This window comes from Streptomyces sp. WAC05374, assembly GCF_004353505.1.
GTDB lineage: Bacteria > Actinomycetota > Actinomycetes > Streptomycetales > Streptomycetaceae > Streptomyces.
In genome coordinates this window covers 313,468-327,296 of record NZ_SMNQ01000001.1, presented here as the reverse complement: position 1 = coordinate 327,296, position 13,829 = coordinate 313,468, and the positions used below count along the sequence as shown (strand labels likewise).

At 73.8% G+C, this 13,829-nt stretch carries 16 protein-coding genes and 1 pseudogene; 12 read left to right on the top strand and 5 right to left on the bottom strand.

Going from position 1 to position 13,829, the window contains the following annotated elements:
• Positions 1 to 146 precede the first annotated feature (146 nt).
• The 3 genes from E2B92_RS01585 (at position 147) to E2B92_RS01575 (ending at position 1,886) form a co-directional block, all read left to right on the top strand.
• Positions 147 to 1,001, top strand: a complete 855-nt coding sequence (locus E2B92_RS01585; RefSeq protein ID WP_126886167.1) for a DUF4397 domain-containing protein — start codon at positions 147 to 149, stop codon at positions 999 to 1,001.
• Between the two features lie 193 nt (positions 1,002 to 1,194).
• A complete protein-coding gene (locus tag E2B92_RS01580; protein ID WP_126886165.1) occupies positions 1,195 to 1,497 on the top strand; it encodes an ArsR/SmtB family transcription factor in 303 nt (100 codons plus the stop codon).
• Positions 1,494 to 1,886, top strand: coding sequence for a VOC family protein (locus tag E2B92_RS01575; protein WP_126886163.1), 393 nt, complete (start codon positions 1,494 to 1,496; stop codon positions 1,884 to 1,886). Before E2B92_RS01580 ends, E2B92_RS01575 begins: the two co-directional genes overlap by 4 nt.
• A 47-nt stretch (positions 1,887 to 1,933) precedes the next feature.
• Here E2B92_RS01575 and E2B92_RS01570 read toward each other — a convergent pair whose 3' ends face one another.
• Entirely contained in the window at positions 1,934 to 3,472 is a 1,539-nt protein-coding gene (locus tag E2B92_RS01570; protein ID WP_160159724.1) for a serine/threonine-protein kinase, read from the bottom strand.
• A 355-nt stretch (positions 3,473 to 3,827) separates the two neighbouring features.
• Between E2B92_RS01570 and nsrR the strand changes: the two genes are divergently transcribed.
• The 4 genes and pseudogenes from nsrR (at position 3,828) to E2B92_RS01550 (ending at position 6,529) form a co-directional block, all read left to right on the top strand.
• Positions 3,828 to 4,271, top strand: a complete 444-nt coding sequence (gene nsrR / locus E2B92_RS01565; protein ID WP_126886159.1) for a nitric oxide-sensing transcriptional repressor NsrR — start codon at positions 3,828 to 3,830, stop codon at positions 4,269 to 4,271.
• 73 nt (positions 4,272 to 4,344) lie between these two features.
• Positions 4,345 to 5,541 (top strand): globin domain-containing protein, encoded by a 1,197-nt coding sequence (locus E2B92_RS01560; RefSeq protein ID WP_126886157.1) that lies wholly within the window; start codon positions 4,345 to 4,347, stop codon positions 5,539 to 5,541.
• A 26-nt stretch (positions 5,542 to 5,567) separates the two neighbouring features.
• On the top strand, positions 5,568 to 5,996 hold the full coding sequence (locus tag E2B92_RS01555; protein WP_126886156.1) for a hypothetical protein: 429 nt from the start codon (positions 5,568 to 5,570) through the stop codon (positions 5,994 to 5,996).
• A 111-nt stretch (positions 5,997 to 6,107) separates the two neighbouring features.
• Positions 6,108 to 6,529: pseudogene (locus tag E2B92_RS01550) on the top strand (GNAT family N-acetyltransferase).
• 45 nt (positions 6,530 to 6,574) lie between these two features.
• Here E2B92_RS01550 and E2B92_RS01545 read toward each other — a convergent pair.
• Positions 6,575 to 7,246, bottom strand: a complete 672-nt coding sequence (locus E2B92_RS01545; RefSeq protein ID WP_126886179.1) for an NAD(P)-dependent oxidoreductase — start codon at positions 7,244 to 7,246, stop codon at positions 6,575 to 6,577.
• A gap of 98 nt (positions 7,247 to 7,344) precedes the next feature.
• Positions 7,345 to 8,310 (bottom strand): EamA family transporter, encoded by a 966-nt coding sequence (locus E2B92_RS01540; protein WP_126886154.1) that lies wholly within the window; start codon positions 8,308 to 8,310, stop codon positions 7,345 to 7,347.
• A gap of 79 nt (positions 8,311 to 8,389) precedes the next feature.
• Here E2B92_RS01540 and E2B92_RS01535 point away from each other — a divergent pair, with 79 nt between their 5' ends.
• A complete protein-coding gene (locus E2B92_RS01535) occupies positions 8,390 to 9,280 on the top strand; it encodes a LysR family transcriptional regulator (RefSeq protein ID WP_126886177.1) in 891 nt (296 codons plus the stop codon).
• A 57-nt stretch (positions 9,281 to 9,337) separates the two neighbouring features.
• Here the strand turns inward: E2B92_RS01535 and E2B92_RS01530 are convergent, their stop codons facing one another.
• Positions 9,338 to 9,895, bottom strand: a complete 558-nt coding sequence (locus tag E2B92_RS01530; protein ID WP_235023635.1) for an NADPH-dependent F420 reductase — start codon at positions 9,893 to 9,895, stop codon at positions 9,338 to 9,340.
• 83 nt (positions 9,896 to 9,978) lie between these two features.
• Here E2B92_RS01530 and E2B92_RS01525 point away from each other — a divergent pair, with 83 nt between their 5' ends.
• The 4 genes from E2B92_RS01525 to E2B92_RS01510 all read left to right on the top strand — a co-directional run bounded on the left by E2B92_RS01525 (position 9,979) and on the right by E2B92_RS01510 (position 12,766).
• On the top strand, positions 9,979 to 10,758 hold the full coding sequence (locus tag E2B92_RS01525; RefSeq protein ID WP_126886152.1) for a helix-turn-helix transcriptional regulator: 780 nt from the start codon (positions 9,979 to 9,981) through the stop codon (positions 10,756 to 10,758).
• A 197-nt stretch (positions 10,759 to 10,955) separates the two neighbouring features.
• A complete protein-coding gene (fabV, locus tag E2B92_RS01520; protein WP_126886150.1) occupies positions 10,956 to 12,164 on the top strand; it encodes an enoyl-[acyl-carrier-protein] reductase FabV in 1,209 nt (402 codons plus the stop codon).
• A 136-nt stretch (positions 12,165 to 12,300) separates the two neighbouring features.
• Positions 12,301 to 12,552 (top strand): DUF6400 family protein, encoded by a 252-nt coding sequence (locus tag E2B92_RS01515; RefSeq protein ID WP_126886148.1) that lies wholly within the window; start codon positions 12,301 to 12,303, stop codon positions 12,550 to 12,552.
• The gene (locus E2B92_RS01510) at positions 12,536 to 12,766 is read left to right on the top strand and encodes a hypothetical protein (protein ID WP_126886147.1); all 231 of its coding nucleotides are present in this window, start codon (positions 12,536 to 12,538) and stop codon (positions 12,764 to 12,766) included. The genes E2B92_RS01515 and E2B92_RS01510 overlap by 17 nt, the downstream gene beginning before the upstream one ends.
• 31 nt (positions 12,767 to 12,797) lie before the next feature.
• Here the strand turns inward: E2B92_RS01510 and hypE are convergent, their stop codons facing one another.
• The gene (gene hypE, locus E2B92_RS01505; RefSeq protein ID WP_185923621.1) at positions 12,798 to 13,787 is read right to left on the bottom strand and encodes a hydrogenase expression/formation protein HypE; all 990 of its coding nucleotides are present in this window, start codon (positions 13,785 to 13,787) and stop codon (positions 12,798 to 12,800) included.
• Positions 13,788 to 13,829 lie beyond the last annotated feature (42 nt).

Genomic DNA, 13,829 nt, shown 5'->3' with positions numbered 1-13,829 from the left:
CGGGTGTCCTCAGCATCCGCCGCATCCCACGCACCCCTCACATCTCCCGTATCCGTGGCGCCCACCCGCATCCGCGGAACCGCCCGTACCGGAAACATGTACGACTCCCCGCCAACCGGGGAGGTTCTCCCGAAGGGATGATCCCCATGACCCGTCGGACCCCCCACACCATCGCCGCCGCAGCCGGCGCGGGCGCCCTCGTGCTCGGCGTCACCGTGCCGGCCGTCGCGGCCTCCTCCACCAGCGCGGCCGCCGCCGACAGCACCGAAACCGCCATGGTCTCCGTCTTCCACGGCGTTCCCGGGCTGACGGTCGACGTCTACGCCAACGGTGACGAGCTGCTCGGCGACTTCAAGCCCGGCACAGTCACCGCCCCGCAGGCGCTCGACGCCGGCACGTACAACATCCAGATCTTCCCGGCGGGCCAGGGGCCCGACGGCACACCGGCCATCGCAAAGGAGATCAAGGTACCGGCCGGAACCAACGCCACCATCGCCGCCCACTTGTCCGCCGACGGCAAGCCGCAGCTCACGGCCTTCGTGAACGACGTCGCCAAGGTCGACGCCGACAAGTCGCGCCTGACCGTGCGACACGTCGCCGCCGCCCCGGCCGTCGACGTCCGCGCGGGCGGACAGCCGGTGTTCAAGAACCTCCAGAACCCCAAGGAGGCCACCGCTGTGGTCGACGCCGGCAGCGTCAAGGCCGACGTCGTCCTCGCCGGTACGCAAACAGTGGCCATTGGCCCGGCCGATCTGACCCTCAAGGAGGGAACCAGCAACGTCGTCTACGCCTGGGGCAGCGCCACGGACAAGAACCTGGCCCTGGCGACGCAGACGTTCAGCGCCATGAAGTCCGATCCGAGCGCGATGGGCGTGGGTGGCGGCGGTGCCACCGCGACCCCGAACTCCTCGGGCGAGTGGCTCGCCTGGATCGCCGCCGCCGGTGCCGTGACGGTGACCGGCGTCCTGGTGACCCGCAGGCTCGCGGGCCGGGGTATCTGACCCCGTCGCCCGTCCCACCGGACCGACGGTGGGGGCCGCCTGATCATTGATCCTCGCCAGGCGGCCGCCACCGTCGGTCCGGTCGTGCGCGCTCCGTGCGACGGGCCATCCCGGGTCCCCTGGAGCCGGCCCGGTGAACCACCGTTCCGTGTCGCAGTTGATAGGCAAGTGATTGCTTGCGTATGGTGGCGTTGTGGCCGACGACCTTTTCAAAGCCCTGGCCGATCCCACCCGGCGCACCATCATGGACGAGCTCGCGGAGAAGTCCGGACAGACGCTGTTCGAGATCTGCTCGCGACTGAGCATGAAGCACCGGCTCGGCATCTCGCGCCAGGCGGTCTCCCAGCACCTCGCCGTGCTGGAGGCCGCCGGGCTCGTCGAGACCAGGCGGGAGGGTCGCTACAAGTTCCACGACCTGAACAGGGCCCCGCTGCGGCAGATCACCGAGCGATGGCTCCTGCCCGACACATCCGGAGCGGAAGAGAGCACGCCGTGAAGATCCACCTGACCAGCGTCTTCGTCGACGACCAGGCCAAAGCCCTGCGCTTCTACACCGAGGTCCTCGGCTTCGTGAAGAAGCACGACGTCCCGGTGGGCGAGAGCGACCGGTGGCTGACCGTCGTCTCGCCCGACGAGCCCGACGGCACCGAACTGCTCCTGGAGCCCCTCGGCCACCCGGCCGCCAGGACCTACCGCGACGCCCTCGTCGAGGACGGCATCCCGCTGGCCCAGTTCGCCGTCGACGACGTGAAGGCGGAGTACGAGCGCCTGAGCGCCCTCGGCGTCCGCTTCATCCAGGAGCCGCTGGACATGGGTACCGTCACCACCGCCGTCCTCGACGACACCTGCGGCAACCTGATCCAGATCGCCACGCAGCCGCAGTAGGCGCGCGACCGGGCGGTGCCCGGCCGGTACCGGCGTACGCCGCGGCCTCAGGGGTCCGGCACGTGGTCCGGGTCGTCGTACAGGTGGCCCGCGAACCGGCGCAGCGGCTCGCGCAGCCGCTCGGGGTCGACGGCGCCGGGGCGCTTGGGCGTGGCCTCGTAGACCCACAGTCCGCCGCCCTCGCGTGTCGTGACCCCGTGCCGGGCCCGCCACGCGGCCGTCGGCTCGTTGGCCGGCCGGAACCACGCGGCGAGGGCCGAAGGCGCCGTCACGTTCGGCTCGCGCTTCTCGACGGCGACGCGTTCCACCGCGTCCCAGCGGATCGTGAAGGTGGGGGGCGCGCCGGGCAGGAGAGTGCCGTCGGGTGCGCGCCGCACCTGCGTCGGCGGCTTTCCCGAGGTCACCGTGATGCCCTGCTCGTCGACGGTGACGCTGTCCGGTTTCGTCCACGCGCCGACGCCGGCGCCGATCGGTGCGAAGGCCACCAGGCCGAGGACGGCCAGCACCCCGGCGCCCAGCACGGCGTTCCCGAACCGATCGTCGCCCTCGATCACCACGTCCCCGAGGGAGATGACGGGTTCCCCGAAGGTGATCGCCCCGAGCACGCCCCCGATGGCGAAGCACCAGGCGAGGGCGAGCATGCCGTACCGTGCCGCGCACACCCCCGCCATCGCGCCCCGGGTGTTGGTGAGCGTCACGGCCGCGCCGCCGCCCGGGGGTCGCTCCCGCACCGTCTCGCGGACCGTGGTCCGGGTCGTGTCCGGAGGTCTGGTGCCGAGCATCGCGCGGGCCTCGGTCGCGGTGGGCCGGTGGGCGGGGTCCTTCTCCAGGAGGCGGGCGAGCAGCGGGGCCAGTGTGCCGGCCCGCTCAGGCGGCCGGGGCGGTTCCGTCAGGGCGGCGGTGGGGTTGTCGGAGCGGAACGGCAGGACGCCCTCGACCGCTTCGTAGAGCGTGACCCCCAGGGAGAACAGGTCGGCCCGGCCGTCGCTCGCGGCGCCCTGCCAGCGTTCGGGGGCCATGTAGGCCGGGGAGCCGATGACGAGAGTGGTACGGGTCAGCCGGGGGTCGGTCGCGGCGAGCGCGATGCCGAAGTCGGCGAGCAGGACGGAGCCGTCGGCGGCGAGCAGCACATTGGCCGGTTTGACGTCCCGGTGCACGACACCGGCACGGTGCGCCGCGTCGAGCGCGCCGAGCAGTCCCTCGGCGACCTCCCGGGTCCGGCGCACGCTCAGCGGGCCGTGCGCCCTCAACTCCTGAGCCAGGGAACGGCCGTCGACCCACTGCATGACGATCCACGGCACCTTCCAGGCGCCCTCGTCGACCTCGACCACGTCGTGGACGGTGACGATGTGCGGATGGTCCCGCAGCCGGGCCGCGTGGCGCGCCTCGCGGGCGGCGCGGGTCAGCAGCTCGGCGCGCGCCTCGTCCGGTAACGCGCCGTCGAGGCGGACCTGTTTGACGGCGACGTCCACGCCCAGGGCGGAGTCGTGCGCCTGCCAGACCTGGCCGAAGCCGCCCGCACCGATCGGGCGGGTCAGGGTGTAGCGTCCGCCGATCACCGTTCCGGGCCGTGCCCCGTTTGCCATCGCTCCCCCGTTCCGGACCGCCGCCGCGGGTCGCCGTGCGCCGGAGGCCAGCATAGGGACGGGGCCGGAAGGCCGGGAGACCTTCAAAAGATCTCCACCGGACAGGTCCCGCGCACCGCGTCCGGATCCGCATGCCGGGGCGGCGCCGACGCACCGTCGGGTACGCCGTGCGGTCGAGGCCCCCGGCGGTACCGCGAACAGCGCGTGCGGCAGGCGGGCGGGTCCCGCGTCTCGCACCTCCGGCACGGCCGGCGCCGGCCCGCCTGAGGCGGGCGAGCGGGGACCACTCCGCGGTCCATACGTCCATCGCCCCCTAAAGAAGAGTCTCAGATGCGTGTTTGATAGTGTCCTGGGCGTGAGGCTGACGAAGTTCACCGACCTGGCGCTGCGTGCCGTGATGCGTCTGGCGGTCCGCGAGCAGGACGGTCCTCTGACCACCCAGGAGGTGGCGGAGGCCATGGGCGTGCCCGCCACTCACATGGCGAAGGCCGTCACCCGCCTGCAGCACCTCGGCGTGGTGGAGGCCCGGCGCGGCCGCGGCGGCGGGCTGGCCCTCACCGGTCTCGGACGGCATGCCTCGGTGGGCTGGCTGGTCAGGGAGCTGGAGGGGGAGGACGAGGTCGTCGCCTGCGAAGGCGACCAGCCCTGCCCGCTGCGCGGTGCGTGCCGGCTCCGACGGGCCCTGCGCGACGCGCAGGAGGCCTTCTACGCCACTCTCGATCCCCTGACCGTCGCCGATCTCGTCGGCTCACCGACCGGGCCGGTCCTCCTCGGGCTGGCCACGCGCCGGCCCGACTGAGGCGCCCCGCCGCCCCCGCGTACGTCCCCACACATAAAAACACGAAGATCATTTACCTATTCAAGGAGTCGCCGTGCTCTCCGAGCAGTCCACGCCGGTCGTCCGCGCCACCCTCCCCGTCGTCGGGGCCGCCCTCGCCGACATCACGCAGCGGTTCTACGCCAAGCTCTTCGACGACCGGCCCGAGCTGCTGCGCGACCTCTTCAACCGCGGGAACCAGGCCAACGGAGAGCAGCGGCAGGCCCTGGCCGGCTCGATCGCCGCCTTCGCGAGCATGCTCGTCGAACACCCCGGCGCCCGGCCGGACGCGATGCTCGCCCGCATCGCGCACAAGCACGCCTCGCTCGGCGTCACGTCCGACCAGTACAAGCTCGTCCACCGGCATCTCTTCGCCGCCATCGCCGACGTCCTCGGTGACGCCGTCACCCCGGACGTGGCCGAGGCCTGGGACGAGGTCTACTGGCTGATGGCCAACGCCCTGATCGCCGTCGAGACCCGGCTCTACCAGGAGGCCGGAACCGCCGAGGGCGAGATCTGGCGCCCGATGCGGATCACCGAGCGCCACGACGAGACCCCGGACGCGGTGTCCTTCGTCCTGCGCCGCGCCGACGGCCGCCCCGCCGGCACCTTCCGCCCGGGCCAGTACGTCAGCGTCCGGGCCGAACTCCCGGACGGCGCCCGCCAGGTACGCCAGTACAGCCTGTCCGGAGCCCCCGACGGCGACCGGTGGCGCATCACCGTCAAGCACGTCAAGGGCGGCGACGGTCCCGAGGGCGAGGTCTCCTCCTGGCTGCACGGGCACGCCCGCGCCGGTGACGTCCTCACCGTCTCGGCCCCGTTCGGCGACCTGGTGCTGCCCGGCGGCGAAGGGCCGCTGCTGCTCGCGTCGGCGGGCATCGGCACCACGCCCATGCTGTCCCTCCTGCACCACCTGGCCGCCGAGGGCTCCACCCGGCGGGTCACCGTGGTGCACGCCGACCGCACACCCGCCGACCACGCCCACCGGGACGAGCTGCACCGCCTGGTGCGCGCGCTCCCGAACGCCACCCTGCACCTCTGGTACGAGGAGCCCGGCGCCCACGCCCCGGAGGCGGCACGTGGACGCGCCGACGTCACGGCGACGGAACTCCCGGACGGGCTGACCGCCTACCTGTGCGGGCCGCTGCCCTTCATGCGCGCGGTACGCGGCGACCTGCTCGGCAGGGGCGTGCCCGCGCGGGACATCCACTACGAGGTCTTCGGCCCCGACCTCTGGCTCGGCCGGGACTGATCCGACGTCACGAGGGAGCGCACACCATGAACGCCACGTCGGCCGGCATCGCCACCGCCGCCACCTTCATCTGGTTCGGCATGGTCCTGGCGATCTCCTTCATGGAGGCACCGCTGAAGTTCCGGGCGCCCGGCGTGACCGTGCCCATCGGCCTCGGCATCGGCCGCATCGTCTTCCGGGCCCTCAACCGCGCCGAAACGGTGCTCGCCGCCGCCGTGATCGCCGCGGTCGCCTCCGGCGGCCCTCCGGTGTCCGTCACCGTGCCCACCTGCCTGGCGACGGTGTCGCTCGCCGTACAACTCCTGGCCATCCGGCCCGCCCTCAACCGGCGTTCCGACCGCGTCCTCGCCGGAGAGACCCTGCCCCGCTCCCGTGCCCACCTCCTCTACGTGGCCACCGAGGCCGTCAAGGCCCTGACCCTGCTCGCCCTGGGCATCGGCCTGCTCGCCGCCTGAAGTCCCGCCCCGTCGCACCCGACGAGCCCGGGTGGTCGACGACACCGCGCCGTCGGCGGAAGGCGGGAAGGGCACGGCAAGGTGGGGCTCAGGGCCCGGCACGCGGACGACATGCCCATCTTGCGGGCCGAGCTCTGCGACGACGTGGTGAACGCCTCGCGGACCGAGAGCGGGCCGTGGCGGCCGATCACGCCGGGCTCGGACGACCCCCGGCTCGTGGCGGACGACGACGATCAGGGGCGCGTCCGGTTCTCCGTGGTGGAGCGCCGGGGCTGCTGCCGTCCTTCCGCGGCAAGGGCTACGGCACCGACGTGGTGGCGGTGCTGTGCCACTACGGTTTCATCGTGCGCGGTCTGCGGCGGCTCCAGATCGAGACCCTGGCGGACAACACCGCGATGCTGCGCTCCGCCGAACGCAACGGCTTCGTCCGCGAGGGCGTACTGCGCTCCTCGGCCTGGGTGATGGGCGAGTTCCTGGACGAGGTGCTGCTCGGCCTCCTCGCCCAGGAGTGGAAGGCGCGGGTGGCGCCGTAGGGCACGCGGGCACGTGACGCCGCGGCGGCCGGACCCCCGCACCGCTCAGGCCGGGAGGTGTCCGTCCCGGTGGACGACCGTGAAGTGGCGTGCGTGACCCGGGTTTTCGAGTTCGTCGACCACCGCCACGGCCAGGTCCTCGGCGCTGATCCGTGAGCGGCCGTCGGCGGCGGTGAGCAGCGTGTCGGTGCCTCTGCGGTAGTGGCCGGTCCGCGCGCCCGGTTCGAGCAGGGCGGGCGGGCTCAGGTAGACCCAGTCGGCACTCCCGTGGTCCTGGCAGGCCCGCAACTGAGCGACGCCCGCCCCGGCGATGACCCTCACTTCGTCGGGCACGTACAGCGGGTTGTCGGCCACCAGCAGGCCGGGGTCGTCCGGGCTGCGCAGCGCACCCGCGCCGCCGACCACGAGGACGCGCGTACCGAGTTCCGCCGCCGTGTCCAGCACCGTGCGGGTGGTACGCACCAGGAACTCCTGGTCCACCGGGTACGTCCGCACGCTCAGCACGACGGCCTCCGCGGCGCCGTGCGGCCGGGCGGCGCCCGCGAGCGCCTCGCGCAGGGCATGCGGGTCGTTCACATCGACCGCCACAGGGATCACCCGCGGGTCCTCGCTCACCGGTGTGCGGGACAGCCCCAGGACCTGGTGCCCGCGGCCACCGGCCTCCCGTACCACCCGGCTGCCGACCATCCCGGAGGCCCCGAGCACCGCGATCGTCATGCCGGTCGCCCTCGGACCCGCCGTCGTCGCCCGCGCCGGCGCCGGCCGCGTCGCCATCATGTCCGTGGAGTCCATCGCATCCATCCCATTCCTCGTGTTCATCGTGTACGTCCTCCTCGTGTCCGCGCGTCCCCGCGTGTCCCCCGTCGGCGGACGCGTCCGGGCAGGCTCCTGATGTCGAACTGGGCGGCGAGCAGGGCGGCCAGGGCGAGGGCGAACCCCAGTGCCTGAGGCAGCGTCAGCGATTCGCCGAGCACGATGCCGACGACGGTCGCGACCAGGGGGGACAGCAGCACGAGCGGCGCGGACGCGCCGACCGGCAGGCTGCCGATGCCGCGGAACCACAGCGTGTACGCGATCAGGCCGCCCACGCTGCCGAGCCACAGGTAGCCGCCGACGGCTCCGGCGTCGATCCGGTGCGGCACCCCCTCCACCGTGAGCGCGAGCGGCAGCAGGAGCAGGCCGCCGACCGTCAGTTGCCAGCCGGCCAGGGCCATCGGGCCGACGCCCGGGGGACGGCCCCAGCGCTTGGTGAGGACGACCCCCGCCGCCATGGAAGCCGTTCCGCCGAGTCCGGCGAGCACCCCGACGGCGTCCAGCCGGGCGCCCGGGCCGAGCACGACGAGTCCGACACCGACCGCACCGAGCACGCCCCAGACCAACCGCCAGGCCGAGGGCCGGTCGTGGACCACCGCGACGGCCAGCCCCGCGACCATCAGGGGCTGGGTGGCGCCGAGGGTGGCCGCGACCCCGCCGGGGAGCCGTTCGGCGGCCAGGAACAGCAGGGGGAACAGGGCGCCGATGTTGAGCACGCCGAGGACGGCGGCCTTGCCCCACCAGTCGCCGCGCGGGAGTACGCGGGTGAGGGCGAGCGCGAGCAGTCCGGCGGGTAGGGCGCGCATCAGTCCGGCGAACAACGGGTGCCCGGGCGGCAGCAGTTGTGTGGTCACGGCGTAGGTGGTGCCCCACGCCGCCGGAGCGAGTGCGGTCAGTGCGACGGTGGCCGCCTGCCGCGCGTACGGGAGCGGGAGCGGGCCCGGTGGCCGCTCGGTCAGGGTGTGCATGCGGTGCAGTCTCCGCCGCCTCCCTGTATGAATCCAACACATGGTTGTCATGCCAGCCATGAACAGCAACGATGGTGGCGTGGACCTCCAGCAGATGCGCTACGTCGTCGCCGTGGCCGAGACCCGCAACTTCACGCGTGCGGCCGAGCGTTGCTCGGTGGTGCAGTCGGCCCTCAGCCACCGGATCGCGGGCCTGGAGCGGGAGCTCGGGGTCAGGCTCTTCGCCCGCTCCAGCCGCCGCGTCGAACTGACCAGCGCGGGAACGGCGTTCCTCGCCGCCGCCCGCGAGTGCCTGGCCGCCGCCGACCGCGCGGTCGCCGACGCCTCGGCAGCCGCCGGTGTGGTACGCGGCCGGCTCGCCGTCGGCGTGCTCGTGACCACGGCCGCCGTCGACGTACCCGAGCTGCTCGCGCGCTACCGGGCCCGGTACCCGGACGTGCGGGTGCTCCTGCGCGCCGGGGGCAGCGACGAACTGGCGGCGGCCATCCGCGACGGCGACCTGGACATCGCCTTCCTCGGCCTGCCGGAGGGCGAGCGGCCCGCCGGTGTGGAGACCCTCGTGCTCGACGACGACGCCCACGTGCTGGTCGTCCCGGCCGGTCACCGGCTCGCGGGAGCGTCCCGGGTCGCACTGGCGGAGGTCGCGGGGGAGACCTTCGTCGACTTCGTGGACGGCACACCCGCCCGGGCCCAGTCCGACCGGGCGTTCACCGCGGCGGGCCTGGTCCGGGACGTCGCCTACGAGGCCGGGGTCGCCGAGCTCATCACCCGGCTGATCGCCCGCGGGCTCGGCATCGCGCTGCTGCCCTCGGCGTTCGTGGAACCCCTGGCCGCCGACGACCCCGAACTGGCCCTGGTTCCCGTGGTCGACGGCCCGCGCCGCATCGAGTACCTGGCCTGGAGCCGCTTCAACCCCAGCCCGGCCGCCCGGGCGATGCTCGACGTCCTCGGGGTCGGCCCCCGGACGTAGCCGCACCCACCCCGGCCGGTCCCCTCCGGCCCCGACCGGCCCCGGCGCGGACCGCCGTCAGCGGACCACCTTGACGCCGAAGGCGCCGCCGAACCGGTGGCCCAGGCCGAAGCCGATGGCGGAGTGCATGTGGGCGTACATCTCCATGCCACGGGCGCACACCAGCGGACCGAGGCCGAGGATGTCGCTCCACCCGTAGGACCTGAGGAGATCGGTGGTCCGCTGCTTCGCGTCCGCGTGGTCGCCGGCGACGAACATGGTGTGGTCGCCGCCGCCCACGGCCGCCGGGTCGACCACGGTGGTCTGCTCCTGGGTGACGAAGCTCTTGACGACCTTGGTGTCGGGCAGCGCGCGCCGGATCCGCTCGGCGAGGCTGTCCGTGTCGCACGGGTCCAGCTTGGGCATGACGCCCCACGGGGTGGGCCACGGGTGCTCGGTCTCGTACCGGTAGACGTAGGGCACGGCGTAGTCGATGAGCGTCTTGCCGGCGAGCCGGTCGGCCATGGGCGCCAGGGCGGCGCGGGCGTTGTGGCCGTCGATGCCGTCGATGCCGTCGATGACGTTGATGACCAGTCCGTCCGCGGCGGCCGCCGCGTCGGCGAATTCCTTTTTCATCCCGTTCCGGTGGTTCCACCCCAGGGTCCTTTCAGGACAGGTCATGTCCTTTGAGTGGGCCGTAGTGGGATCATGACCGCGACATGACCGCCCGGATGCTGCGCCTGCTGTCCCTGTCGCAGACCCGCCGGGAGTGGTCCGGCACCGACCTGGCCGACCGGCTCGAGGTCACCGTCCGGACCGTACGCCGTGACATCGACCGGCTCCGGGGCCTGGGCTACCCGGTCGACAGCGCGCGTGGCCACGCCGGCGGCTACCGGCTCGCCTCCGGGGCCACCCTGCCGCCGCTGCTCCTCGACGACGACGAGGCCGTCGCCGTGGCCGTCGCCCTGCGCACCGCCGCGGGAGGCCTCACGGGCATCGAGGAGACCGCCCTGCGGGCCCCGGCCAAACTGGAACACGTCCTGCCCCGCCGCCTGCGCGGCAAGGTCACCGCCCTCCAGACGTCCGTCGCCGGCATCGCCTGGGAAGGCGGGGGGCCACGCGCCGACCCGGCCCTCCTCGCCACCCTCGCCGTCGCCTGCCGCGACCACGAGATCCTCGCCTTCGCCTACACCGACCGCACCGGCACGACCACCCCGCGCCGCGTCGAGCCCCAGCACCTCGTCGCCTCGGGCGGCCTGTGGTACCTGCTCGCCCACGGCACCGCCAAGGACGACTGGCGCGTCTTCCGCCTGGACCGCATCACCGACCCCGTCCCCACCGGCCGGCGCGTACCCGCCCGCGCGCTGCCCGGCGACGACCCCGCCGCGTTCGTCGCCGCCCGCGCCGGCCTCCCCGCCGACTACACCCTCGACGCGGACCCCGACGTCCTGGACCACCTCCGGGCCACCGCCCACCGCACCCTCCGCGCCACGCCCTGACCCCGCACCCGGCTGCGGCCGCGGCGACCCTTCGGCGCGCCAGGGCCGCCGGAGCTGGTGGGAACCCTCCAAACCCGGCGGGACATCGTTGTGCCCGGTCAAGATCACGGCGGTGCTCCGCACGGCCGCAGACTTGCAGGGCGGCGGGCCCATGCGGCCGCCGCGTCCTCGTCCGTCACCACACCAGGGGCACCACCGTGAGCGAACGCGTCATCGAGCCCAGGAGCCGGGGCTTCCTGTTCCTCGACTCCCACCCCGAGGGCTGCCGCCGGCTGGTGGACGAGATGTGGCAGGCCGTCCCCGCCCCCGTCACCGCGGTGGGCGACGGACCGGTGGCGCTGGTCATCGGCTCCTCCGCCGGGTACGGCCTGGCCGCCACCATCGCGGGTCTGGCCCGGGCCGGCATCCGCGGCATCGGCGTGTGCTTCGAGAAGGCGCCCGCGCGGCGCACCGGAACGGCCGGTTGGTACCGCACCGCCGCCACCGCCCGCCTCGCCCGGCAGCACGGGCGCGACATGGTGTTCGTCAACGGAGACGCGTTCAGCGACGCGGTGAAGGAGCAGGTCGCCGACCTCCTCGCCGAGCGGTTCGGAGGACGACTCGACCACCTCGTCTACTCGGTGGCCGCGCCCCGCCGCACCGACCCGGACACCGGCGACGTGTACGCCTCGGTCCTCAAGCCGACCGGCTCGCCGCACACCACCAAGACCCTCGTCCTCGACGAACACGGCGCCCCGGAGGTGAAGGAGGTCACCACCGCACCCGCCGAGGGCGACGACGTCGAGCAGACCGTGGCGGTGATGGGCGGCGCGGACTGGGAGCGGTGGGTCACGTTCCTGGCCGACCGGTCCCTGCTCGCCCCCGGGTTCTCCACGGCCGCCCTTTCCTACATCGGCTCGCCGCTCACCGCCGCGATCTACCGGCAGGGCACCATCGGCGCGGCGAAGTCCCACCTGGAAGCCACCGCGCGGACGCTGGACGAGCGGCTCCGCAAGACCGTGGGCGGCCGGGCCATGACCTCGGTCAACGCCGCCGCCGTCACCCAGTCCTCCACCGCCGTCCCCGGCATCGCGCTGTACGTCGGGCTGCTGCGCGGCGTCCTCGGCGACGCCATGGTGGCCCCGGTCGGACAACTGGTGGAGCTGTGGGACCGGCTGACCGGCGCCCGCCCCCTCGACCTCGACGACGAGGGCCGCGTCCGCCTCGACACCTGGGAGATGGACCCCGCCGTTCAGCGGGCCGTCGCCGAACGATGGGACTCCGCCACCAGCGGCACCATCACCGCACTCGCCGACCTGGACTGGTTCAGCGACGAGGTCCGCCGGCTCTACGGCTTCTCCGTCCCCGGCATCGACTACACCGCCGCCGTCGAGACCGACGTCCCCTGGCCCACTCCCACCACCTGACCCGCACCGCGTACGCGGTGGCCCCCGGGCGATGCCGGCGGTGCCGATGAGGTCCGTCACAATGCCTTCCGGCACGGACACCCACGCTGGTACAGGTGGCTGGGACCAGTGAATCCCGTGGGAAAGTGCTCCGCGCATGAACGACAGCCCCGGCCACGAACCCGTGGCCTTCTCGATCGACCTCACCCTGGAGGAGTCCCGCCGCCGCGCCTCGGTCGTGGCCGCCATGGGGGACGACTGGGACCCCCTGGCCGTGCTCCGCTCGGAGGACGAGGCCTACCGCCTGCTGTACTCCGGGCTGGACGCGGAGCAGGAGCGGACGTACGCCATGCTGGTGGAGGCCGGTGTGCTGCCCGGACGGGACACGGGCGATGCGGCTTCCCATTGACCCGCAGGCGGACCGGGCCCGCCGCGCCTGGGTGCCGTGCCCCGGGTGCGACGACGCCCGGGACTGCGTGACCTGCGCGGAGCGGCGCAACTGCGCGGACCACTGGCGCTACCTCATCGCCAACGAGGGCGCCCGGGTCCACCTGCAGTGCCCCGGCTGCACCCACACCTGGACCCTGGACACCCGCCCCGGCAGGCGGGGCCCGGCCGCCTGAACCCACGGGGCGCGGGCCCAGGCGGCACCGGTCAGCAGATGCGCGGGAGCTGCTCCCCGAGCGGCATGTCCACCACACGCGTCCCGCCCAGGCCCGTCCGGGCCACGACCATCCCGGGATGCTCGGCCACCGCCTCACCGATGACCGCCGCCTCGGCGCCCAGCGGGTGCGCCCGCATCGCGGCGAGCACCGCCTCGGCCCGGTCCCGGGGCACGAACGCCACGAGCTTGCCCTCGTTGGCCACGTACATCGGGTCGAGGCCCAGGATCGCGCAGGCACTGGCCACCGGCGGCGGCACCGGGACGGCGCGCTCCCGCACCACCACCCCGGTGCCCGAGGCCGCCGCGATCTCGTTGAGCGAGGCGGCCAGACCCCCTCGGGTGGGGTCGCGCATCACGTGCACGTCCGGGGTGACCGCCAGCATCGCCTCCACCAGGCCGCCGAGCGCCGCGCAGTCGCTCTCGATCTCGGCCTCGAACTCCAGGTTCTCCCGCTCGCTCAGGATGGCCACACCGTGCAGGCCGATGGCCCCGCTGACGATGACGACGTCCCCGGGCACGACCCGCTCCGGACGCGGATCGACGCCGGGCGGGACCAGCCCGATGCCCGCGGTGTTGATGTAGACCCCGTCGCCGTGACCGGACTCCACGACCTTGGTGTCGCCCGTCACCACCCGTACACCGGCCGCGCGGGCGGCGGCGCCCAGCGCCTCGGCGACCCGGCCCACGGTGGCGATCTCGACGCCCTCCTCCAGGATGACGCCGCACGACAGGAACGCCGGCCGGGCGCCGCTCATCGCCAGGTCGTTGACCGTGCCGTTGACGGCGAGGTCACCGATGCTCCCGCCCGGGAAGAACAGGGGCCGCACCACGAACGAGTCCGTGGAGAACGCGAGCCGCGCCCCGCCCAGCTCGACCGTGGCCGAGTCGGTCAGCCCACCCGGCGGCGGGCCGCCCAGGGCGGGCAGGAAGACCTGCTCCACGAGCTCGGCGGACATCGCGCCGCCCCCGCCGTGCCCCATCACCACCCGCGGCCGGTCCCGCAGCGGGGCGGGACAGCTCCA